Below are 24,647 nucleotides of genomic sequence, written 5' to 3'. Positions count from 1 at the left end.
GTGCTCCAACAGAATACATATAGAAAAGAGAAAAACTATAACAACTCTAAGGTCTTGAGCAAGAATAAAAAAGCTTTTTATCTTTTCTGTTTTGAGGATTTAAGAACGCATATGATTTCATGTTTTCCTGTTTTTTCCAATTTTATTTCTGCTTGAGTATGAGTATATTTTTTATTATCAACACAAAGCATATTTTCAACTCCCCATTTTACGGTAATGGTATAGACAGCATCATGAAATTTCATTTTTGCTTCATATTCAGACCATGAAGAAGGTAAATGTGGATCTAAGAATAATTGATCATCTTGACGATTAATTCCAAGAATGGCTTGTGTTGCGGCCCGGTAGAACCAGCCTGCCGAACCTGTATACCATGTCCAACCACCTTGCCCACGATATGGTTCAATGGCGTAAATATCTGCGGCCATGACATAAGGTTCAACACGATAAATTTCAGGATTTTGTCCATGAGTAATCGGGTTAATCGCAGAAAATAAAGCATAAGCTTTATCGCTTTCACCCATTTGCGCAAGCGCCAAAATACTCCAAATAGCACCATGCGTATATTGACCACCATTTTCTCGAATACCTGGAGGATAACCTTTAATATAGCCGGGTTCGAGAGTTGTTTTATCAAAAGGTGGCCAGAAAAGACGTATAAGACCGCTTTTTTCATCATACAGCTGTTCAAGCATTGATGCCATTGCTTGTTTTTGTCGCTCAAGCGATGCCATTTGCGAAATAACAGCCCAAGATTGAGCAATGGTATCAATTTTACATTCATCATTTATTTGAGAGCCAAGAGGTGTGCCATCATCAAAATAACCACGTCGATACCAAGCACCATCCCAACCGTTTTCTTCTAAGGATTTTGTTAAACGTTCAAGATATGCACTCCATTTTGCAACACGGGTGTTGTCACTCTGTTTTTTGGCAAGGGGGATAAATGTTTGTAGTGTGGTACCAAGAAACCATCCCAACCACGTGCTTTCACCTTTTCCTTTAATACCTACCAAATTCATGCCATCATTCCAATCTCCGCCTAAAATAAGAGGAAGTCCATGTGGTCCACAGCGTTTGATAGCAAGATCTAAAGCCAAAGCACAATGTTCATAAATTGTGGCGACCTTTAAGGATTGTATGGGCTTAAAATAAGCGTCTTGTTGTTCATTGTTGAGAGTATCTCCTTCAATAAAAGCAATAGGGGTATCAAGAAATATGCTATCACCAGTGGTGTTGACATAAAGCGCTGTGCCATAAGCAAGCCACACAATATCATCAGAAATACGCGTGCGAACACCGGCATTTGTATCAGGCAACCACCAATGTTGTACATCGCCTTCGAGAAATTGATGTGCTGCGGCGTTTAACAATTGTTCACGCGCCAGTTTTGGATTCAATAATAATAAGGACAAGCTGTCTTGTAACTGGTCGCGAAAGCCAAATGCACCACTTGCTTGATAAAAGGCAGCGCGTGCCATCATACGGCAAGCGTAAATTTGATAAGGAAGCCAATGATTGACCATAAGATCAAAAGAGGGGTCAGGTGTTTTAACTTGGAATGGGGAAACAAAATCATCCCATTGCTGTTTTTGTTGTGTGAGCAGAATTTCAAAATCGCTTGCACGCACGTTGTCTAGTAAATTTTCCGCTTCTTGCCTATTTTCAGCACTGCCAAGATAGAAAATGATTTCTTTTGTTTGCCCTGGGTGAAGATCAATATCATAGGAAAATGCTGAACAAGGATCACAGCCTGCTTCAACTGTATTTGAAAGAGCATCTGCGTTACGGATCGCGTGAGGATGTGTCACTGTTCCCGTTAGACCGATAAATTCAGTGCGATCAGTAGTCGTACTTGTTGGTATTTGGGAAGCAGACAAAAATGCCACTTGTTGCGATTTGTCGATGTGGTAGGGATTTTGGATAAAATGTGCACCACGTATAGGATCATAACAGGGGAGTATGAAAGGTGCATATTTTGTACGGACATTACCCAAAACCCATTCAACATAATTATAAAGGCGTAAACTGCGTGTTTTTTTCCCACTATTTTTAAGGGTAAGTCGTGAAAGACGTACAGTTTTTTCTGGATAGAGTATATGGGTGAGCTCTAAGGCGATCTCTGTATGTGTGGATTTAAAGGTTGAAAATCCAAAACCGTGGCAAGCCTCATAGATAACATTTTCATCACATTCAACGGCAGAAACGGGTGAGAACCGTTTTAAAGAAAGGCGGTCTACAAGATAAAGTGCTTCTCCTGGACGGTTAGAAATGGGATCATTACTCCAAGGGGTTAGTTGATAATCACGGCTATTATTTGCCCAAGTAAAGAGTGCTCCTTCAGCAGAGACATGGAAGCCAAAGTTTTTATGAGCAATGATGTTAATCCATGGTTGTGGTGTGGTGGTATGCCCATGAAAACGTATTACATAATGATTATGATGATTAAATCCACCATAACCATTCCAATATTTTAGGTCATTTCCCTCAATGGGGAGAGGTGAAGTTTTTTGTTGACCGATAAGACCAAGAGAAGCAAAAAGGCTTTGCTCCGTTGATATTATACTTTGTCGTTCTTGATTATGTTTTGGGTCGTTTAATTGATAATAGGATTCTTGATGGCTCTTATGGATGGTGAGATCAAAGTCATTATTGTCAAGGTGTTTAAGTTGTTCAGACAAAGATCCATTTTGCGCATCAAGAATGACGCGTGCTGAGGCAAGAAGGGTTTTAAAACTCTGTTCATTCATTTGATCACGCCGAAGTGTGAAAATATGTTGGCGTTCATCTGTATCATGAATGTGATGGCGATAGGATTCGCATACCCATTCAATAGCATGTTGTGTATTTTGTATGTAGGAAAATGCCTGTTCATTAAGAATGACAAGATCAACAATAAGTCCACGCATACGCCAATATTCATGTGCTTTAAGAAGTTCACGTAGAACAGTGATATCTCCCTCATTATCTAATCTGAGAAGACAGAGCGGAATGTCTCCTGAAAGTGACATTGGCCAAAGATCAGATTGTTTACCAAGATTTTTTGCTAAGTTTTTTGGAGAAAGACGCCATGTTCGATCGAGATAGATAAGTGGTGTTGCATATTTTTGATAGGTAATAGCTTCTTTCAGATCGATACCACTTTGATAGAGCGAGACTTGTGAGCGTGTCCATGCCATTGAAAATTCTTGCTGGAATATATTTGGTTGCTGATAATGTTTAATATAATTGTGCAGTGTTTCTTTTGCATGAGCAGCAAAAGTCCAAAAAATGAGTTCAATTTTTTCGTGTGCTGGAATTTTTACACGGCATCGCAGTGAGATAATGGGATCAAGCACACAACCTTGACTGTTGCGAAAATGCGTATTGTTGTCAAATGCAGCAGGTCGATGAATAGATCGTCCTCGACCAATAAACAGCAAGCGGTCCGTTTCAGCTTCTGTTTCTTGGATATTATCACCAGTAACAAAATGGGCAATGTGGATTTCAGGGTCATTGGGAGAGCGTTTGCGCCTTTTAGCAAAAATTGTTCTTCTTCCCTTAGCAATTTCTGTTTCTATAAACAATCGCGAAAAAGCAGGATGAGCTTGGTCTACATCTATTGTTGCGAGAGCAAGTTCACCATAAGAGGTCACTTCAATGATACGCTCTTTGTTTGTTGTATTAATAAGTTGAAGACGTCTACCTTCACCGCACCCTTCAGATGTAATAAGACATTCAAGTGTTGATTTGATACCATCAACCATTTTTGTATATTCAGCTTTTTCATCTGTAAAAATGCAGACTGTTTCTTCTCCGACAACACGTGTTGGCTCACCAGTTACAGACCACCAACGACCATTCTCTATATCACGGAGAAAGAACAAAATCCCTTGTTGATCTTCTGTTGCATCGGGAATAAAGCGCGTAATCGCATAATCATGCCAACGGCTGTAACCAGAACCGTTGGCTGTCAATATTGTAGAATAGGAACCATTGGACAAGAGCAAAGTTTCACGTGGTTTAAGCAGCGGGTTCTTGATAATACGCAAAGGAGCATCGTTGAATTCTTGATAATTGTTACGCATGCGATGAATAACTTTGCTATGAATGATGGGAATTTGATGTGGTGCTCTTTCCTGTAATAAAAATTGGATTGCTTCAACGATTGGGTCACGGTGAAAGCGATCACGCATCCGCCCTTGAAAAATAACATTGTCGATAGCAAGAATAGACATGCCATGATGATGCGCATAATAATTGCGTACCACAGCGTATTTTTCGCCTGTTTTCACGCGTGAAGGGGTAAAATCAAGAGAATCGTAATAACCATATGTTCCTAAAGCTCCAAGATTACGGAGATGTTTTAAATTGGTCACGGTTTGGTCAGGGACATATTGTGCTGCTAAAAGACTAGCATAGGGAGCAATAACGGTATTGCGTGAGAGACCACGTTGGAGACCGAGGCTTGGAACACCAAAATGAGCATATTGGTAATTCATTAACTGATCACGAGCGTTAAATGCCGCTTCTGAAATGCCCCAAGGTACTCCACGTTTATAGGCATATTGTATTTGATGATGAATGATCAGTCGATTGGTTTGATCGAGGAGAGATCCCAAAGGTTCGTGCATAATAAGGGATGGCATGAGATATTCGAACATGGAGCCAGACCATGATAACAATGCACCTTTCCAACCAATGGGGACGAGGAGTCGACCAAGATGAAACCAATGCTTCACTTTTATATCGCCTTTTGCGATAGCAAAAAGACTTGCAAGGCGCGCTTCTGAGGCGAGTAAATCATAACAATTTTCATCGAGTTTATTTTCTTGAACACGATACCCAATAGACAAAAGATGCCGTTCAGCTTGTTCTAAAAAGTCAAATTTCATATCGAAGGCAATTTGCCGCGCTTCTACAGCCAAACTAGTTAATTTTTGCGATAATTTGTCTCTGTCGTAGCCGCTAGTAGCGTCATGGTGGTGAGCTTCACAGGTTTCTAAAAGACATTTTGCCCAAGAAAGTGTTTGAGAGGATTTTGTCGTTTGAACTTTTTGATGAAGTTCATCTATTAAGTGGATAAGATCACGAGCGATAAGTGATAGCTTGGTAAGCTGAGAAATGATGGTGTTTGGTGTTTCTACGACAGTACTCATACAATGATCAAAATTGGTGATGTGCTTTTCGATTTTTTGACGTAAGGAATGTAAAATAGGTTGATTATCCGGAATTTCTTTGACAGTTTCTTCCAAAAGAGCATGAACATCACGCAAGCCGTCCAGATCACTTTGAATAAAAATATAAGGTTTTTCAGCCCATTTTCTTAAGGCTGAAGCAAGGGTCAGTAAATGGCCAGCAAGATTTCCTGAATCAACAGTTGATACATAAGTGGGTAAAAGAGGTTTGAGAGTATCCGTTTCATACCAGTTATAAAGATGCCCACGAAATTTTTCCATTTTTGCAAGAGAGCTTAATGTACTTTCAATGCGGGTAATGGTTTCTTTACAACTAATCCAGCCAAAGTCACGCGCAGCAATAACAGAAAGAAGATAAAGCCCAATATTGGTAGGAGATGTGCGTTGTGCAATCAGAGGTTCAGGATCTTCTTGAAAATTATCGGGGGGCAAATAATTGCTTTGCGCATTGACAAAGGTTGCATAATAAAGCCATGTCCGTCGTGCAATAGAGCGTAGCGTTTTTTTATCTTCAAAAGAACTATGAAGAGTATCTTGAAATGTTGAAGGTTGACTCACAATCCATGCAATTAAGGGTGAAAAAAACCATGACAGACCAAACGGTAAGGCAATAAAGCTTGCAAAATTATGGGAAAAGAAAGGAAGTGCTATAGCAAGAAGCCCCATAAGCGTTGCTGACCACATTGTAAAGATATAGAAGTTCAGACTATTGGGAATAGATTTTGTTGCAGCCGAGGTTTTCCATTCAAGCAAGTACTGTTTTGAAATCGTTATGCGATAAAGTGTGCGGATAATTGCATCAGTCATAAAATAAGCTGCATGAGCAAGAAATGTCATTTTAAGAAATATATTTGCGCCTGTCAGGGTCGTTTTATTGAAGATTAATTGAAAATACCCACGTAAAGAATCATCAATATTGGATGGAACAAGCGTTTGTAAGATACTTAAAATTGGTGCAATGAAGAGACTAAAGAGCAAGAATGTTTGCCAAATAATTGCACTCTTTAATGGCAAAAGAGACCATCCAGCAAAGGCAGCAATGAGCCACATAAGTGGTGTGAGAGAACGGCGCAGATTATCTTGCATTTTCCAACGTGTCGTAGAGCTAATTTGACGAGGGAAAAAGAGATAAGGCAAGAGTTGCCAATCTCCGCGAACCCAACGGTGATAACGCGCAACATCAACATTATAAGCTATTGGATAATCCTCAATGACTTCTACATCACTCACCAATGCAGTACGTGCATATCCTCCTTCTAAAAGGTCATGACTAAGAACAGTATTTTCTTTAATTTTGCCATCAAGTGCTTGTTGAAAGGCATCAAGATTATAAAGGCCTTTGCCGATAAAAGTTCCTTCTCCTAAAAGATCTTGATAGGTATCGGAAACAGCAAAAACATAAGGGTCAATACCGCGATTGGTAGAAAAAACCCGTTGCAAAATGGATGTTTCTTTTCCTGTGGTAAGAGATGGCGTAATACGGGGTTGTAAAATGCTATAACCTTTTATAATCTTTTCATGGAGCGGATCAAAAGTATGACAGTTGAGCGGATGGTTCAGTTTTCCAACAAGTTTTGTGACACATTCAGGGGTTAGGCGTGTATCTGCGTCCAGCGTCATAACAAAACGGCAATCCATGGGAAGATGTGGGTTAGGGGGATAAAAGCTAGTGTTTTTATCACCTCTTAATAACAGATTGAGTTCGTGAAGTTTACCACGCTTTCGCTCCCATCCCATCCAGCATTTTTCGCTGGTATTATAAAGGCGTCGACGGTGTAAAAGGAAAAAAAGAGGGATATCATCACGATGATAACGACAATTAAGTTTATCGATACTCTTTTGTGCGTAATACAGCAATTCAAGATCATCTTGTGTTTGCTCTAAGGGAGAATCTACCCAATCTGTGAGAAGTGCAAAATGGATGGCGCCTTTGGGATTGGAAAGGTAATGCACTTCAAGATTGCGCACTTGCTCATCAATATAATCACGTGAGGTGATTAAAGTAGGCACAACAACCATTGTGCGTGCATGTTCCGGAATCCCCTTTTTATATTCATAACCAATAAGTTGTTTTGAGGGAATAATCCATGAAACAACAGTGTTGAAAAAAGCAAAAGCAGCATCCATAGCAGGAAACAGCGCTAAGGCAGTGAAAAGAAGAGATATCCAGAGTGTTTCAGATGTCTGTAAGAGAGCGTAGATTGTAAGCAAAAGGATAAGCGTGAGAAAAGAGACAGGAATAGTAATAATGCGTATCTTTGAAGAGCAGAAAAACCGTGCCCATTTTATAAGCAAAGGTGGAGTATAGCCACATGCTTTTTCAAAACTATGCTGCCCATCACCGATAAGGTACCACCCAACAGAGGAGTGCAGAGGTGTATTTTCAGAAGAAGAACGTGCTATTTCTATCGCTTTTCGTGCAACTTCCCATTCACTAAGGGGTGAAAAGCGAGCAATTTTTTCAATTACTTGTCGATAAATATTGCGTGAATGAGCATCAATTTTAGAAAAATCACTATTTTCATGCAAAATAGAGTCTACAGAACTAACAGTTTCAAACCATGCTGTCCAATCAACGTCACCAAATGCTTTAAGGGCACGGATAATATTGCCCATGGTGACACCATCTGTTGCTTGGCGCATATGTTCATCAGTTGTGACGGTTTCTAGGCTGCTACTTTGGTTTTGTAATTGCTGTTCAAGCCAATTTAATGCTGTTGTTGAATCGATAGATGCACTGCGCAGACGATAGAATAAATAAGCTGAAAAACTTGAATCAACAGTGAATGGTGCATAACGCGTAAAAAGAATATGTAATTTTGTTTCATTATCAGTGAGGAAAATTTTATCAGCAACTTTATAAGCAAGCTGACGCATAGTGCGTGTTTGTTCAATACGCAGTGCAAGACGACGGACATTTTCAATGAGCAACATCTGTATAACAGAAGGAAGAGCCCATAATTCACCAATTTTGAGAGCATCAACTTCTTGAAATCCATTGATCATAGCCGTGAGTGTTTTTTGTGAAAATATGCTGTCCGTATGGGCAATATAAAGCCAAGCTAAAGCAAAGATACGTGGTATGTCTGCCCTTTGTTTATAAAGAGGAAGTTGTTTAATGAAAGACTTAGATAAATTACGACGGAGTTGTTGTATTGTTTTGTCAATGGTATAATGATTATCAAGCAGCCATTGAGCAGATGGCGCCATGGTTTCATCGTTTCGAGCAGCAATATAACAGGTGTGAAAGACACGGAGAATAAGTTTAGCATTTTCATCCAACCTTTTGTGAAAATTATTTTCTCCTTTATATTCAGGGAGCAAAATTTCTTTGCCAGAAGCTATATCATGCCCTAGGGTATAAAGTTCATCCTGTGATTTATAAATTGCACGAAGAGGAAGAGCCGTATTAATAAAATGGTCTTTTTCCTTCTTTTGAGAAAAAAAGTACTTTATGAAAGGTATTGTGTACGCCATAATGTCCCATTATTATTCAATTACATTGCTTATTATTTAAAATGTAAGCATTTTATCTAAATAGTGAACCGTTGATAGACAAAAAACAAACTTTTTGTTTTTTTTATTTGCAAGTAATTATAATAATTTTTAATGCAATAATTAAAAATTAAGGAAATAATTTCTTTAGAAAATAAAAAGGTCACTCCTAAAATGAGTGACCTTAATAATACCATTAATTTTAATGATTGATGATTAATCTTGTTCTTGTTTTTTCAAAGCAGCACCGAGAATATCGCCAAGAGAAGCGCCTGAGTCTGTAGAACCATATTGGGCAACAGCTTCTTTTTCTTCTGCAATTTCTAGTGCTTTTATAGATACTGAAATTTTACGTGTTTTTTTATCAAATGCTGTGATGCGTGCATCAACCTTTTGTCCAATTGCAAAACGCTCAGGACGTTGTTCATCACGATCACGTGCAAGATCAGCACGCCGAATGGTTGTCTCAAGGTTGTGGTCAATAAATTTCACATCAATGCCATTGTCGTTAACAGCAATCACTTCACAGGTTACAACGGCCCCTTTTCGCAATTCGCCAGAAGCAGCCGCTTCTCCAACTTTATCACTAGAAAGTTGCTTAATTCCAAGAGAGATACGCTCTTTTTCAATGTCAACATCCAAAACCACAGCTTTAACGATATCCCCTTTATTGTAAGTATCAATAACTTGTTCACCAGGACGGTTCCAATCCAGATCAGAGAGATGAACCATACCATCAACATCGCCTTCAAGCCCAATGAAGAGACCAAATTCTGTTTTATTTTTAACCTCTCCCTCAATTTGTGAATTGACAGGAAATTTATTGGCAAAAGCTTCCCATGGATTTTCAAATGTTTGCTTTAAGCCAAGAGAAATACGCCGTTTAGAAGGATCAATTTCAAGAACAACCACCTCTACTTCTTGTGAAGTAGACAGAATTTTTCCAGGGTGAACGTTTTTCTTTGTCCAACTCATTTCAGAGACATGGATCAATCCTTCGATTCCTGGCTCTATTTCAACAAAACCACCATAATCAGTAATGTTGGTAACAGCACCGGTGATTTTTTTACCAATCGGATAGCGTAGACTGATACTTTCCCAAGGATCACTTTCAAGCTGTTTCATTCCAAGAGAAATACGATGCGTATCTTGATTAATGCGAATAATCTGAACTTTAATCGTTTGACCAATTGTAAGCACTTCAGATGGGTGGTTCACACGCCGCCATGCCATATCTGTAACGTGTAAGAGACCATCAATCCCACCAAGATCAACAAAGGCACCATAATCTGTGATATTTTTTACTACACCTTCAACAATTTGATTTTCTTCAAGATTTTGTACAATTTCTGAACGTTGCTCAGCACGGCTTTCTTCTAAGACAGTACGACGTGAGACCACAATATTGCCACGACGACGATCCATCTTTAAAATTTCAAAAGATTGTGCATTATGCATGAGAGGTGAAACATCACGAATGGGACGAATATCAACTTGGCTGCGCGGTAAAAAAGCAACAGCACCATCAAGATCGACTGTAAAACCACCTTTTACTTGACTAAAAATAACACCCTCAACGCGTGCACCAGCATTAAATTTTTCCTCTAAACGGACCCAACTTTCTTCGCGACGTGCTTTTTCACGCGATAAAACAGCTTCGCCCATTGCATTTTCAATGCGTTCAATGTAAACTTCAACTTCATCGCCAACTTGCAAAGAACCATCTTTTGCTTTAGCTCCAAATTCTTTGAGAGGAATGCGTCCTTCGACTTTAAGTCCAGCATCAATAATGGCCATGTCTTTTTCGATTGCAATAACACGACCTTTAACAACAGATCCTTCATTAAGATCATTGGTTTGAAAAGATTCTGTTAAAAGGGCTTCAAAATCCGCTGTTGTGGGATTGTATTGTGACATAAGAACTCCTAATATATACCTTACCTTGTAAGGTATGAGCGCTAGGTTAGTGTTAACATAGGCGACTCCTTAGCCTTTTCCCTTGAATAAAGGAGAAAAATTAGCGCTAGGCTGGAAACCACCTTTACAACTTTATCCAATTATATGCATTTTTATGATTGGATCAATAAAAGCGCATGCAATTGCAAATGTTGCTTCTATACTCAATTCTGACGTATCAAGCAAGTGGGTGTTTTTTGCTGGTCGCAGTGGGCTTTGTTTGCGCATTATATCACGACTGTCTCGCTGTTCAAGATCGCTAAGAATTTCACGATAATTTGCTTGCCCCCCCTTTTCTAAAATTTCTTGATAGCGACGTTTGGCACGTATTTGAACATCCGCTAAAACATAAAATTTAATATCGGCATCGGGGCAGACAACAGTACCAATATCGCGACCATCAAGCACACTTCCAGGTAAAATTTTAGCAAAACCACGTTGTTTTTCGACAAGAATGTTGCGTACAGCAGGGTTAATCGCTATTTTTGAGGCAGCCTCACCAAGTTCATGAGAAGAAAGAAGGACTGGATTTAAAGTGTTAAAATCAAGCTCTTTGGCACAAACAAGAGCACTTTTTTCATCATTGAGAGGCAATTTTTGTTGTAAAAGTGCGTAGGCAACACCACGATAAGTAAGCCCGGTATCGAGATGGTGAAGATGATAATGCGTAGCAATTTTGCGTGCTAATGTTCCTTTTCCTGAAGCTGCTGGACCATCAATTGCGATCACAAAAGGTTTCAAGCGATTTTCCCCCCAAGTTGTTTTATGAAAGAAATAAATTCTGGAAAACTAGTAGCGATCATTCGTTTATCATCGATGGTAACAGGTTTTTCTGATGCGAGTCCAAAGATCAGAAAGCACATAGCAATTCGGTGATCAAGATGAGTGGTAACATATCCACCACCTAAACCTTTGGCAGAGCCTTTTCCATGAACAATGAGGAAATCTTTCCCTTCTTCACATTCTACATGATTGATTTTTAATCCTTGAGCAACAGCAGAGAGCCGATCTGATTCTTTAACGCGCAATTCTTCAATTCCTAGCATCACTGTTTTGCCTTCAGCAAAGGCTGCTGCTACCGCCAAAGCGGGATATTCGTCAATCATCGATGGAGCACGTTCGTTAGGTACAGTAACACCTTTAAGGATCGATGATTTGATCCGTAGATCAGCAACATCCTCTCCACCTGTTTGGCGTTGGTTCAAAAGTTCAATTTGAGCACCCATTTCCCATAATGTTTCGATAAGTCCTATTCGAGAATTGTTTATCAAAACATTTTCAATGGTAATATCAGAATCTTCTACAAGAAGGGCTGCGACAAGTGGAAAAGCAGCAGAAGAAGGATCTCCTGGAACATGAATCGTTTGTCCAGTAAGATGGGGGTAACCATTAAGATGAATCAAACGCGCACCTTCTTTATCTCTTTCTATTTCAAGTTTAGCACCGAATGCTTTTAACATTTTTTCCGTATGATCGCGTGTAAGAACCGGTTCAATAACAGTTGTAATGCCAGCGGTATTGAGTCCAGCAAGGAGAACCGCTGATTTAACTTGAGAGGAAGCTATGGGCACACGATAGCGAATCGGATTAGCTATTTTGGGACCATAAAGCGTTAAAGGAAGATGATCGCCGTGTGTTGCCTCAATGTCCACACCCATAAGACGCAGTGGATCGAGGATACGTCCCATGGGGCGTTTAGAGAGAGAAGCATCACCCATAAAAGTTGTTTTCATATGATAGGCACCAACCATTCCCATAATCAGGCGAGCACCTGTTCCAGAGTTTCCAAAGTCTAAAGGTTTTTGTGCGGCTAAGAGACAACCATTCCCTGTTCCTCGTATGATCCAGAGGTGGTCTTTCTTAATCATATAGGCGCCCATAGCCTGCATAGCAGCAGCTGTGTTGAGTACATCAGCGCTTTCAAGTAATCCATGGATATATGTTTCACCATTTGCTAACCCTCCCAATATAAGAGAGCGGTGGGAGATTGATTTATCTCCTGGTATTTTAATTTTTCCAGAGAGACTACTCGATTTATAGGCGGTTATAGGGATTGCTTTTTGCATGGAAATTCTATTTAATTCTATCTAACTTGTATGAAATTATGCATCCTTTAGCACATGCTTTAAAGGGCGTCATGAAAAAATCTACGTGGAACAGTATATTTGTCTTTGACAAAGGCATTATTTTTCGATTAAGCACCATAAAATTTATCTTTTAATGGAATAGAGTTAATCAAAAGAGGCACGGTTTATGGCAAAACAGGAACTTGGAACGAAACGTGTTGATCCAGAAACAGGAAAAAAATTTTACGATCTAAATCGCGACCCTATTGTATCACCTTATACAGGAATTTCTTATCCGCGTTCTTATTTTGAGGTTGCGGCTGCTGAAGCAAACAACGAAGAAGAAGTGGATACTGAAGAGCTTGATACAGCACTTGAAAAGTCTGCTTTTATGCTTCTTGAAGAGGATGATGACGGTTCTAAAGATGACGATCTTCCCGATCTGGAAGATAGTGATGTCGATCTCGGGGATGACGACGATACATTTTTATCTCACGAGGATGATGAGGAGGAGGATGACGTTACCGATATTCTTGGAAGCGGCGTTTCTAATGATGACGATGCTTAAAAGAAGCAAAAGAAGGCATCTTTTTCATTGAATGCAAATTCTTCTTGATCTTCAATTTTTCTCGTTTTAAAAAAGTCGAAATTATATATTGTTCTTTTGGAGAAATTTGTTTTTGTAGGGGCTATAGCTCAGCTGGGAGAGCGCTTGCATGGCATGCAAGAGGTCAGCGGTTCGATCCCGCTTAGCTCCACCAAAAAGACCAGCTCTTCTCTTAAGGAATCAATTTATAGTAAAGAACGTGTAATCAATTTAAAAAGATTATATGCGCTGTAACTATTAATCCATTAGTGCACGCTCCTTTCCGCACTGTAATATACTTGTGATCATTTGTTGGATTGTGAAATTTTACTGTCATAAGAATGGAAAGTAAGTGACGTTTTTTATGCTTTGCATAAAAATAAAAATGTGTGTTATTTATCTTACACATTGTTTTAAAAAAACAAAATTTTAACTCCCCTTCCGCTACAAAATTTTTGCAAAATCATAATACATCGATTATGGATATCTTGTTAACAGATGTAAGCTACTTAGATAAAAGCTCTGGAACAGGATATTCTTCTCGATCATCGCGAATTAAAACTTTTTTCCAGTGTTTTTAGCCTTATCAAATGACCTACCAATTTTAAAAAATCCCCACTTGAATAATGTTCACCAGCTCATTCCTGAGATATATTAAAGCCTAAAAGCCATATTGATTTATCATAATTAAATTATCTACTCTGTTAAATAATAATTCCGAACAGAGTATGCTTTTCTTATCATAAGCCCTCACATATTAAATCAATGAAAATCATTTCCTTGGTGCATCATAAGTAAGGTTGAGTTGTAACGCTATCACACATTTTTCTAGCTCCCAATGTTACTTCATACTAAAGAAAAATCTTGCCTTGAATATTCATTATATGAAAGCGGTATATAGCTTCCCCCTTAAACACAATAGAGTCGTACAACAAAATAACTTTTTAATTAATATGAACAGACTTCATTTCATACAATACTAAAGACTATTAGTCTTTTGGGAGACTGTAACTATATCTTTATACGAAGCAATGTTTTTATGAAGCAATACTCTTTGATTTAATACATTTCTCATTTTTTATATTGAATGTTCCACCTTTTTTTATGATGCTTGAATTACATTTGTTTTAATTGCTCTTTTATACGCTTAACAAATAACTATTCATGTCATAATCAGCCAATAATGCGCATAATGAAATCTAAAAGTTTCTTTCAACACTCTCAGGTATTTTTCCTAGAGCTAAATGCCAGCATTCAATGGATGATAGTATCCTTTGTAAATTTTTTGAATAAATATACCTTTTTAAGGGGGACAAAAATATCAAGAGTACATTCAAATAGATTATGTCTTACAAAAACTTTCTGTCGCTTGAATTTATTTAAAAAAATAACGATTTTTTTTCTTTAATAATCGGAAAAAAGATACTGCCTTATCGCGCCATAAGAAATTTTACTCTTGAACAATTTGATCCCATCAATTCCCTAATTGAGATTTTTAAAAATCTTCCCTTAACGCCATCCACATCTCTTCAATTGATTTTCATAGAGCTTAGACATCCTTGCCATACGCTGTGCTGCCTGTGAAAGCCCGGCATTAACATACCCTCCTCTACTCCGTGCATAAGCACCATGCCCCATATGATAATTCAAATAAAGGCTATAGGCATCATCAAACCTCACCCCATTGCGTTGAACACTTTGGCGATGATACCAAGCAACAAAATCAGCAGCATCTGCAAAATTGGTACGCCATGCAAAAGATCTACCCGTAGAGCGAAGATACATTGTCCATGTACTGTCAAGCGCTTGAGAATAGCCATAAGCTGTCGATCGACGCTTCCATGGAATAAAACCAAGTAGTTTTTTACGTGGAGGACGTGCATTGTGACGAAAGCCCGACTCCATATTAATGGTTGCAAGAATAATCGGCATAGGAATCCCATAACGCATTTCTGCTCTTTGAGATGCCCTACCCCAATTATCAAAAAAACCATTTTTTTGTGCTAGAATAGTGCAAGCATTGTTTGTGTGGATGGGAGTGGTTGTTGCACACCCTCCTAGCAAAAACACCAGTGCTCCTAAAAACAAAAGGTGTTGCATATTCCCTATTCCTTTCGTTTAAGAAATAAAACAAGATAGGGATACTAAAAAAATATTACCAATCAATAAAGGCGATGATCTGTCTTGTGATATAAAAACTTGCCTTACTTTACTTTATTTTTCATCAACAAAATGCAATGTTTGCGACTGAAAAGATGTTATCGTTTAAGTGTGAGATGTCGGCGACAAACGGTGTGGTGCGGACGCCAAGTACTGAACTTGTCGCTGTGGAATGAAGAGTGTGAGGGGGGGGAATAAGTGGTCTGTATCTAACGCGTTATATTCTTTTGAAATAAATTCACGAATTTAAAAGCTTGAAGGACTTAATAGGTTCTATTTTTAAAACAAACAATAAGATAGATTAATCTTCGTGGAGAGTGTTTATGGAAGTTGCAATTACCCAAACTTTGTTGTCTGACGCGTCAGAAGTCAGCCGCCTTCTGGTTAAAACTTAGCATGATACTTATGGTGCGGTACTTGATGCAGAAGTTGTTACAGCTCAAACAGATAAATGGCATAATGTTGAAGCTATAAGTGATCAGATCAAAAAATATGGTACCTTGTTTTTGATAGAAAGATGGGTGGATAAAATTGCTGGCCATATATCTTTTGATTGTTCTGATAAGGATAAAGCCTATTTAGCAAGGCCTTATGTGTTGCCATCCTATCAGCGTTTAGGAATCGACAAAAAACTACTTGAACAAGTCATAGCGGTAATAAGATACAGGTAGGATTCATCTTAAAGTGAACAACAAAAATATCAAAGGCCTTTCCTTTTATAAAAAATTAGGTTTTAGAGTAACTGGTCAATTACACGAAGACGAGAAAACACTTCTATCTATAGAGAACGAGATATAAAAACTTTTGCTTTTTGAGTCATTAAAAAGGATAATATGTGTCTCTATTTGAATTTTTTTGCATTAAAAGTTCTAAGCGTGGAATAATACTTGCGTTACACAGATTCCTAATTGCTTTAATGCTGCTTTGTTACTTCAGAGTGATTTTCTTTTAACTCGAAGGTTTCAATGCGATTTGCCCGTTTCATAATTTTGGATGATGATATTAAAATTCCTTCTATATCTTCACCTGCTTTGTGAAAGTGCTTCTGTAGTGCACGAACACGCATATCCATTCGCCCAAAATCTTCCATTAATTTTGCTACTTCTGATTGAATTAAATGTGCTTGTTCACGCATCCGCGCATCTTTCATAATGGTTTGTACAACTTGAACAGAGAGCATCAATAAAGACGGTGAAACAATAATCACATGAGCTCTATTGGCTTTTTGTACCAATGGCTCAAAATCCTCATAAATTGTTGCAAAAATAGATTCCGATGGTACAAAAAGAAAAGCGGTGTCATGGGTTTCTCCAGGAATCAAATATTTTTGTTCAATATCACGAATATGGACTTCTATATCGGTACGAAATTGACGCTCTGCCTCTTGACGTTCTTGTGCTGATGTTGCTTTACGCAGTGCATTCCAAGCTTCCAAAGGAAATTTAGCATCCACAACAAGAGAAGGTGCTTTATTTGGCATGTGAATAAGACAATCTGGGCGCTTTCCGTTGGAAAGAACAGCCTGAAAAACGTAAGCATTTGTTGGTAAGGCATCGGCAATAATGGCTTCCATCCGCCCCTGACCAAAAGTACCACGTGTCTGCTTATTGCTTAAAATAGACTGCAACTGAACAACTTGTCCCGTAAGCGATTGAATATTATTTTGTGCTGCATCAATCACTGCTAAACGCTCTTGCAAACGATTCAAATTTTCATAGGTGGATTTGGTCTGTACCTGAAGTGTTTGACCTATATTGGCTGTCATGCCATTGAGTTGCTCACTGAGTGATTTATTTAATTCAGCTTGCCGTTGACCAAAAATTTCCGCCATCGTTTGCATTCGCCCTTGCATTTCAGCTTGTGTTTTGAGCAAAGTAGCCATCTGCTCTTGTGCCTCACGAGCATGCTTGGCAACTTCACTTTCCAAAAATGCCTTTTTCCGATAAGAATAAATCACTATAAAAAGTGCTAAGCAAACGAGTATCAATAAAAGAAGAACACTCAATTTCGTAAAAGACTCATCAGCAAGTATAAAAGAAAAAAACGAATCAAACATGAGAAGTAATATAACGCTCTCATTGCAAAAAAGCGCAAGAATTTATTATTCAATATTGACCCATACACAAGCATTGATTAATCTGTGCTCCATGTCAATAAGATCTTTAGTTACTTTACCAGATCCGATTTTACGGGAAGTGTCCAAGCCCATCGAGCATGTTGATGCAACCCTCCAAAAGCTTGCAGATAATATGCTGGAAACTATGTATCATGCCCACGGCATTGGTCTTGCTGCTATTCAGATTGGCATACCGCTACGCATGCTGGTTATGGATGTCTCTCCAAATGATGCACCGAAAAATCCGTTTGTTATTATCAATCCAGAGATTCTATGGCTTTCAGAAGAGCGTAATATTCACAAAGAAGGTTGTCTTTCTATTCCTGACTATTTTGCAGAAGTTGAACGCCCTAAACGTCTGCGTGTTCGCTATCAGAATCGTGAAGGAAAACAAACAGAAATTGAAGCAGATGATTTGTTGGCAACTTGCTTGCAGCATGAAATGGATCATTTAGATGGGCGTCTTTTTATTGATCATATCTCAAAAATCAAACGCGATATGGTGATACGAAAATTTAAAAAACGCGCAAAAGAAAAAAATACTCAGGAAGCAATTTTGTAATGGCATTACGGTTGAGTTTTATGGGAACCCCTAGTTTTTCTGTTCCCATTTTGCGTGCTTTGTTGGAATCTGGTCATGATGTTGTTGCCGTTTATAGTCAACCTCCTCGCCCAGCAGGACGTCGTGGTCTTAAACTCATTCCCTCACCTGTGCAAAGTGCAGCAGAAGAAAAGTCTATTCCCGTATTCACGCCCCAAACACTCAAAACAGCCGAACAGCAAGCCCAATTTGCAGCGCTTTGTATTGATGTTGCTGTTGTAGTTGCCTATGGACTCCTCTTACCAAAAGCTATTCTTGAAACACCACGTTTTGGATGTTTTAATGCCCATGCTTCACTTTTACCACGCTGGCGTGGTGCTGCACCTATTCAGCGTGCCATTATGGCTGGTGATAAGGAAACGGGGATGATGATTATGAAAATGGATGAAGGGCTTGATACAGGGCCTATTGCCCTCTCACGCTCTATTCCCATCACGGATACCACCACCACGGATGAACTTTCAAATAAGCTTTCATATATCGGCGCAGAACTTATGATAGAAGCTCTATCAACTTTAGAAAAAGGGCAACTCAAACTGACCCCCCAATCAGAAGAAGGCAGCACCTACGCTGCCAAAATCAAAAAGGAAGAAACCCGCATTGATTGGACAAAGTCTGCTGAATTTATTCATCGATATATTCGCGCACTCTCTCCCTTTCCTGGTTGCTGGTGTAACATGATTATCATGGGACAAGAAGAACGCGTAAAAATTCTTGGAAGTCGTTTAATAACAGGCCCTTCTCTTGAAATTGGTCGAATAGAACCAGATTCTTTGATTGTCCATTGTGGACAAGGGCTTCTTGAAATAACCCATCTGCAGAGATCTGGTGGTAAAGTCCTTGAGAACGCAACCTTTTTGCGAGGTGCTCATATTTCTGCTGTTTTTTGATATGCCACGTTTTAAACTTACTCTTGAATATGATGGATCAAATTATGCTGGCTGGCAACGTCAAGCAGATCTGCACACCATACAAGGCGCTCTTGAACAAGTCATTTTTCTCTTTTGTGGACAACAATTGACCATCACAACAGCGGGTCGAACGGATGCTGGTGTACACGCTATGGGGCAAGTTGCGCATGTTGATTTTGAAAAAAACTGGCAGACGCACACTATACGCGATGCTCTGAATGCGCATTTGCAAAAACGGAGAGAAAATATTTCAATCTTAAATGTCGAAAATGTCCCTGATGATTTCGATGCACGATTTTCTGCTATTAAACGTCATTATCTTTTTAAAATTCTCAATCGTCGCTCTCCACCAGCCTTAAATGCCAAACGCGTATGGTGGTTGCCAAAGCCTCTTGATGCGCAAGCTATGCATGAAGCTGCTCAAAAGCTTGTAGGACAACATGATTTTACAACTTTCCGTTCAATACATTGCCAAGCTAAAAGCCCTATTCGCACCCTTGAACGCCTTGATGTGAAAAGAGAAGGGGAAGAAATCTTCCTCTATGCACAAGCACGCTCTTTTCTGCATCATCAAATCCGTTCCTTTGCAGGAAGCCTGATGGAAGTTGGTGTTGGGCGCTGGAGAGCACAAGATCTTGAAGCAGCTCTTCATGCTAAAGATCGTAAACGTTGTGGTGTTGTTGCTCCCCCTTCAGGACTTTATTTAACCAAAGTAGAATATTAATTATTCTGCAAAGTTTCTTCTTAAAGAGCAATTAAGGTAGTTTGTAAAAACAACGGATTTCTTCAAAGGCTTCTGCTGCAGTATTGACAAATTTTACTAAATCAATATCGGAGGGAGAAATTGTACCTTGTTCTGATAAATACTCAAAATTGATCACATTGTACCAAAATTCTTTACCAAACAGTAAAATTGGAACCTGTTTCATCCGTCCCGTCTGTATCAAAGTTAACGTCTCAAACAACTCATCCAGAGTCCCAAATCCTCCAGGAAAAATAGCTAATGCCTTCGCCCGCATGAGAAAATGCATTTTTCGCATCCCCAAATAGTGAAAATTAAAACACAAATGCGGAGATACATATGAATTAGGCTCTTGTTCATGCGGTAAAATAATATTCAAGCCAACCGTTGGGGCTCCAACATCACAAGCGCCACGATTTCCTGCTTCCATGATCCCTGGTCCCCCCCCTGTGACAACCACAAACTCACGATATTGTGTGGTAGCAGAATAGCGTGAGCATAAACATGCAAATTCCCTTGCCTCATCGTAATAATGTGACATAGCATGCAAGTTTTTCTTTTGCGTTTCATTTTTTGCTGCCCAAGCTTCTTGCCCGTATTCAGGAATACGCGCACCACCAAACAAAACAACTGTTGATTGGATATCATATTCTTTAAGTGTTATTTCTGGCTTTAAAAATTCAAGACCAATACGTTGTGAGCGCAGCTCTGGACGCATCATAAAATCTTGATCGATATAGGCTAAACGATAAGTAGGTGAACACATTTGTGTTGAATTAGAAACTTCATGGATCTGTTGGAGAGCTTCTCTCGTGTGAAGAAGTGGTGTCCAATTTTCTTGTTCTTCTTTTCTTTTTTCTTTACAGCTTTTTTTCATGCACATGTCTTACTTTCTCATCGTTTTATTGACTAAAAACATTTCTTCGCGTAGGTCATAGAGAATAAATCTTGAAGCTTTCAACTTGTTTAACGGAACGCTCGTCATGACCCATCTCACACAATTTGAAATCATTATCGAAAAAGCATTTGATAATCGCGATTCTATCAATACTACCACAAAAGGGGAAATCCGTGAGAGTGTCGAACACATATTGAGCCTTCTTGATAAAGGGGAAATCCGTGTGGCAGAACGGAAAAAAAATGGACAATGGCATGTTTATCAATGGTTGAAAAAAGCTGTTTTGCTCTCTTTTCGGCTAAACCCAATGAAAATTATTGCTGGTGGAATCAATGGAACATATTGGTGGGATAAAGTTCCTTCAAAATTTTCTGGTTGGAAAGAAAATGATTTTCAAAAAGCGGGGTTTCGTTCCGTTCCTGGAGCGATTGTACGTCATTCTGCCTATATTGCACCAAACGTCATACTCATGCCATCCTTTATCAATCTTGGCGCTTTTGTCGATGAAGGAACAATGGTTGATACCTGGACAACCGTTGGTTCTTGTGCACAAATTGGCAAACATGTTCACCTTTCTGGTGGTGTTGGTATTGGAGGCGTTTTGGAACCTCTGCAAGCAAATCCAACCATTATTGAAGATCATTGTTTTATTGGTGCTCGCTCTGAAGTTGTTGAAGGTTGTATTATTCGTGAAGGTGCTGTTTTAGGAATGGGAGTCTTTATTGGGAAGTCTACAAAGATTATTGATCGTACAACAGGGGAAATTTTTATCGGTGAAGTACCGGCATATTCAGTTGTTGTACCAGGGTCTCTCCCTGGAAAACCACTCCCTAATGGTGAAGCAGGACCAAACCTTTACTGTGCTGTTATTGTAAAACGCGTTGATCAAAAAACACGAGAAAAAACATCGATTAATGAGCTTTTACGTGATTAAACACAATGTTGATTGATAATGTCATTTATTGTTTTCAACTTGAATAACACTATAAAATAAAAGGATTCTTCTTATTTCAAACCCTTTTATATTGAATTAATTGCTCTCATTTCCTTGCGCATTACAAACGTAAAGAGTGTTTGGGTAAGATGTACCTTAATAAAAGAGTGAAAATGTCTTTATTGAACGCTCTTAAAAACCAAGAGCTATCATAACATTTTGAACACGCAAAAAGTATGAGGGTAGCACTATGCGTCTTTATGACATGTAAAGATTGTCATGCCAAATGGGTTTTATGTTATTTACGGAAGTTTTAACCATTATCCTTTTGACGAACACCATTGTGAAATCGGCTCGGGTACATTGAGAGAGAGATATTTCTTTTTAAAAAAAAGGGGGGGGACAATACGCAACATAAATGTATTTTTGTTTAAAGCATTCCATTTTACGTGAGCAACGTGACACAATGAAAAAGCACACTATCCCCAAAAGCGTGAGGACTGCCCAATTTCCATTTAAGAAACACTCTTTAAAAACCTGAACCAGTCGGCAAAAACAAAAGCACAATTTAATGAGGAAAATACACCCTTTTTCATTATTTATTCATTTTGAGCGCTTGAATAAAAGCTGACTGAGGAATTTCTACCTTTCCAAATTGGCGCATCCGTTTTTTGCCTTCTTTTTGCTTTTCCAATAATTTGCGCTTACGCGTCACATCACCCCCGTAACATTTTGCTGTTACATCTTTACGCAAAGCTCGAATTGTTTCGCGCGCTATGACTTTACCACCAATAGCTGCTTGAATTGGAATCTGAAACATATGCTGGGGAATAAGATCTTTCAGCTTTTCGCACATGGAACGCCCACGCTTTTCCGCAATCGTACGGTGCACAAGCATGGACAATGCATCAATAGACTCTCCATTTACCAAAATAGACATTTTAACTAAATCCCCCTCTGCATAATCCCTCATCTGATAATCAAAAGAAGCATACCCCTTTGAGATCGATTTTAGGCGGTCATAAAAATCAAAAACAACTTCATTAAGTGGTAAATCATATGTCACCATAGCACGCGTTCCAACATAGGATAAACCAACCTGTACCCCACGCCGCTCTTGGCATAGCTCTAAAATTGACCCAAGATAATTATCAGGAGTCATGATTGTCGCTCGAATCCACGGTTCTTCGATAGAAGAAATTCTAACCACATCAGGCATATCTGCTGGATTGTGCAACTCTTTAACTGAACCATCATTCATATTCATACGATAAACAACTGAAGGTGCTGTCGCGATTAAATCTAAATTAAACTCACGCTCTAATCGCTCTTGAATAATTTCAAGATGAAGAAGTCCCAAAAAGCCACACCGAAAACCAAAGCCCAAAGCTGCAGATGTTTCCATTTCAAAAGAAAAACTCGCATCATTTAAGCGTAATTTGCCCATGGCTGCACGCAAATCATCAAAATCGGCAGCATCAATTGGAAAAAGTCCACAAAAGACAACCGGTTGTGCAGGCTTAAAACCAGGTAAAGCATTTTCACAAGGACGACGCTCTTCCGTAATTGTATCGCCAACCCGTGTATCAGCAACCTCTTTGATAGAAGCAGTGATAAAACCAATCTCACCTGGTCCTAATTCATCAACTTGTACCATTTTAGGTGTAAACACCCCAACACGCTCAACAGGATATTTTGCGCCCGTACCCATCATACGAATGGTTTGGCCTTTTTTTAGCACACCATCAATGACTCGTACCAAAACGATGACACCAAGATATGCATCATACCAGCTATCAACCAACATTGCCTTCAAGGGATTTGCAACATCGCCTGTACGTGGAGGAGGTAACTGTGTAACAATTGCTTCCAAAACATCAGGGACACCTAAACCTGTTTTTGCTGATATTTCCACGGCCCCAGAGGTATCAATGCCTATCACATCTTCAATTTGTTCTTTAACACGTTCAGGTTCTGCTGCCGGAAGGTCAACTTTATTGAGTACAACAACCAATTCATGGGAATTATCAATAGCTTGATAAACATTTGCCAACGTCTGTGCCTCGACACCTTGGCTTGCATCCACCACCAACAGAGAACCTTCACAAGCTGCCAATGAACGCGAAACTTCATAAGCAAAATCCACATGACCTGGTGTATCCATAAGATTTAAAATATAAGTCTGACCATTCTTTGCTTTATAATGTAAACGTACTGTTTGTGCTTTTATAGTAATCCCACGTTCACGCTCAATATCCATAGAATCAAGCACTTGTTCCTTCATCTCACGTGTGTCAAGCCCTCCTGTCATTTGAATCAAACGATCCGCTAAAGTGGACTTGCCGTGATCAATATGCGCCACGATGGAAAAATTACGAATATAATTACGATCTATTGTCATATAAGGCGATTTAGCAAAGAATAACACAAAACGCAAAGACCAATTATGTTCTATCGAAAACCTTTCAAAAGAATATTAACCAAAAAAGCTTCTCAAAACACAACCTCCCATAACCTGAAAAAATAAGGCTTTTATTTAATAAATTAAATACCAAAGAGACTAAAATGATCTTTTCACATATTGTTTGATGACTCCATAGGCTGATAAGCCGCTACCATCACACACTTTACCAACCTCCAATGTTGCAATAGTCCTTGAGACTTGAAAGAATTTAGAGGGGACATGCCTTTTTTATGCAATTTTACCACATGGCCCATCCGCTTATAGCGTGTAAACAAGTGATTTGGATTGATTTAACATGAAAAAAATTTACGGTATTTAGGATTCTAATTCAAAATGCTATATTCTCATTATAAATCTATATGTTGTATAAATACAGAGTGGACGTGTATATCACTTAAACTTTCGATGAAATTTGCGAGAAATGCTTTTTATTTGTACGCAATAATTTGCTTTTTTAGCAATCTTATATAATAAATGCATGTCCAAAAGGATAGTTTTTTTTAACGTTTAAAACTGTAAAAATAAGTTCTATTGCATAGAG

13 protein-coding genes, 1 tRNA gene and 1 pseudogene are annotated in these 24,647 nt (G+C 38.8%); 7 read left to right on the top strand and 8 right to left on the bottom strand.

Annotation, left to right across the window (positions count from 1 at the left end; all coding sequences use genetic code 11):
• Nucleotides 1-77: 77 nt before the first annotated feature.
• From PVV65_RS00610 to aroA, 4 genes are all read right to left on the bottom strand, one after another.
• Nucleotides 78-8,654: a GH36-type glycosyl hydrolase domain-containing protein gene (locus tag PVV65_RS00610; protein ID WP_273788824.1), complete on the bottom strand. Its 8,577-nt coding sequence runs from the start codon at nt 8,652-8,654 to the stop codon at nt 78-80.
• A gap of 234 nt (nt 8,655-8,888) precedes the next feature.
• Nucleotides 8,889-10,589 carry a 30S ribosomal protein S1 gene (gene rpsA / locus PVV65_RS00605; protein ID WP_273753890.1) on the bottom strand — a complete coding sequence of 567 codons (1,701 nt, stop codon included), beginning with the start codon at nt 10,587-10,589 and terminating at the stop codon, nt 8,889-8,891.
• A 132-nt stretch (nt 10,590-10,721) separates the two neighbouring features.
• Entirely contained in the window at nt 10,722-11,369 is a 648-nt protein-coding gene (gene cmk / locus PVV65_RS00600) for a (d)CMP kinase (protein ID WP_273788823.1), read from the bottom strand.
• Nucleotides 11,366-12,694, bottom strand: coding sequence for a 3-phosphoshikimate 1-carboxyvinyltransferase (gene aroA, locus PVV65_RS00595; protein ID WP_273788822.1), 1,329 nt, complete (start codon nt 12,692-12,694; stop codon nt 11,366-11,368). The genes cmk and aroA overlap by 4 nt, the downstream gene beginning before the upstream one ends.
• Before the next feature lie 187 nt (nt 12,695-12,881).
• Here aroA and PVV65_RS00590 point away from each other — a divergent pair, with 187 nt between their 5' ends.
• A complete protein-coding gene (locus PVV65_RS00590) occupies nt 12,882-13,262 on the top strand; it encodes a TIGR02300 family protein (protein ID WP_273788821.1) in 381 nt (126 codons plus the stop codon).
• Nucleotides 13,263-13,379: 117 nt separating this feature from the next.
• Nucleotides 13,380-13,455 (top strand) — tRNA-Ala (locus PVV65_RS00585).
• Nucleotides 13,456-14,789: 1,334 nt separating this feature from the next.
• Here PVV65_RS00585 and PVV65_RS00580 read toward each other — a convergent pair.
• Entirely contained in the window at nt 14,790-15,380 is a 591-nt protein-coding gene (locus PVV65_RS00580; RefSeq protein WP_273788820.1) for a hypothetical protein, read from the bottom strand.
• Between the two features lie 518 nt (nt 15,381-15,898).
• On the opposite strand from PVV65_RS00580, the pseudogene PVV65_RS00575 reads away from it, so the two are divergent.
• A pseudogene (locus PVV65_RS00575) lies at nt 15,899-16,111 on the top strand (GNAT family N-acetyltransferase); the annotation flags it as partial.
• 242 nt (nt 16,112-16,353) lie between these two features.
• Here the strand turns inward: PVV65_RS00575 and PVV65_RS00570 are convergent.
• Complete coding sequence (locus PVV65_RS00570) at nt 16,354-17,496, bottom strand: DNA recombination protein RmuC (RefSeq protein WP_273788819.1); 1,143 nt, start codon at nt 17,494-17,496, stop codon at nt 16,354-16,356.
• Between the two features lie 91 nt (nt 17,497-17,587).
• On the opposite strand from PVV65_RS00570, the gene def reads away from it, so the two are divergent.
• Genes def through truA form a run of 3 tightly spaced genes read left to right on the top strand, consistent with a single transcriptional unit; the run spans nt 17,588 to nt 19,792 of the window.
• Nucleotides 17,588-18,118 carry a peptide deformylase gene (gene def, locus PVV65_RS00565; protein WP_273753896.1) on the top strand — a complete coding sequence of 177 codons (531 nt, stop codon included), beginning with the start codon at nt 17,588-17,590 and terminating at the stop codon, nt 18,116-18,118.
• A complete protein-coding gene (gene fmt / locus PVV65_RS00560; protein ID WP_273788818.1) occupies nt 18,118-19,047 on the top strand; it encodes a methionyl-tRNA formyltransferase in 930 nt (309 codons plus the stop codon). The genes def and fmt overlap by 1 nt, the downstream gene beginning before the upstream one ends.
• 1 nt (nt 19,048) lies before the next feature.
• A complete protein-coding gene (gene truA, locus PVV65_RS00555; RefSeq protein ID WP_273788817.1) occupies nt 19,049-19,792 on the top strand; it encodes a tRNA pseudouridine(38-40) synthase TruA in 744 nt (247 codons plus the stop codon).
• Between the two features lie 31 nt (nt 19,793-19,823).
• Here the strand turns inward: truA and PVV65_RS00550 are convergent, their stop codons facing one another.
• Nucleotides 19,824-20,687 carry an LOG family protein gene (locus PVV65_RS00550; RefSeq protein WP_273788816.1) on the bottom strand — a complete coding sequence of 288 codons (864 nt, stop codon included), beginning with the start codon at nt 20,685-20,687 and terminating at the stop codon, nt 19,824-19,826.
• 106 nt (nt 20,688-20,793) lie between these two features.
• On the opposite strand from PVV65_RS00550, the gene dapD reads away from it, so the two are divergent.
• The gene (gene dapD / locus PVV65_RS00545) at nt 20,794-21,642 is read left to right on the top strand and encodes a 2,3,4,5-tetrahydropyridine-2,6-dicarboxylate N-succinyltransferase (protein WP_273788815.1); all 849 of its coding nucleotides are present in this window, start codon (nt 20,794-20,796) and stop codon (nt 21,640-21,642) included.
• A gap of 595 nt (nt 21,643-22,237) precedes the next feature.
• Here the strand turns inward: dapD and lepA are convergent.
• On the bottom strand, nt 22,238-24,043 hold the full coding sequence (lepA, locus tag PVV65_RS00540; protein WP_273753901.1) for a translation elongation factor 4: 1,806 nt from the start codon (nt 24,041-24,043) through the stop codon (nt 22,238-22,240).
• Nucleotides 24,044-24,647 lie beyond the last annotated feature (604 nt).

The sequence above is a fragment of the Bartonella sp. ML70XJBT genome, from assembly GCF_028618425.1.
Taxonomy (GTDB): Bacteria; Pseudomonadota; Alphaproteobacteria; order Rhizobiales; family Rhizobiaceae; genus Bartonella.
The sequence above is the reverse complement of the archived record's forward strand: the minus strand, read 5'-3'. Positions and strand labels throughout refer to the sequence as shown.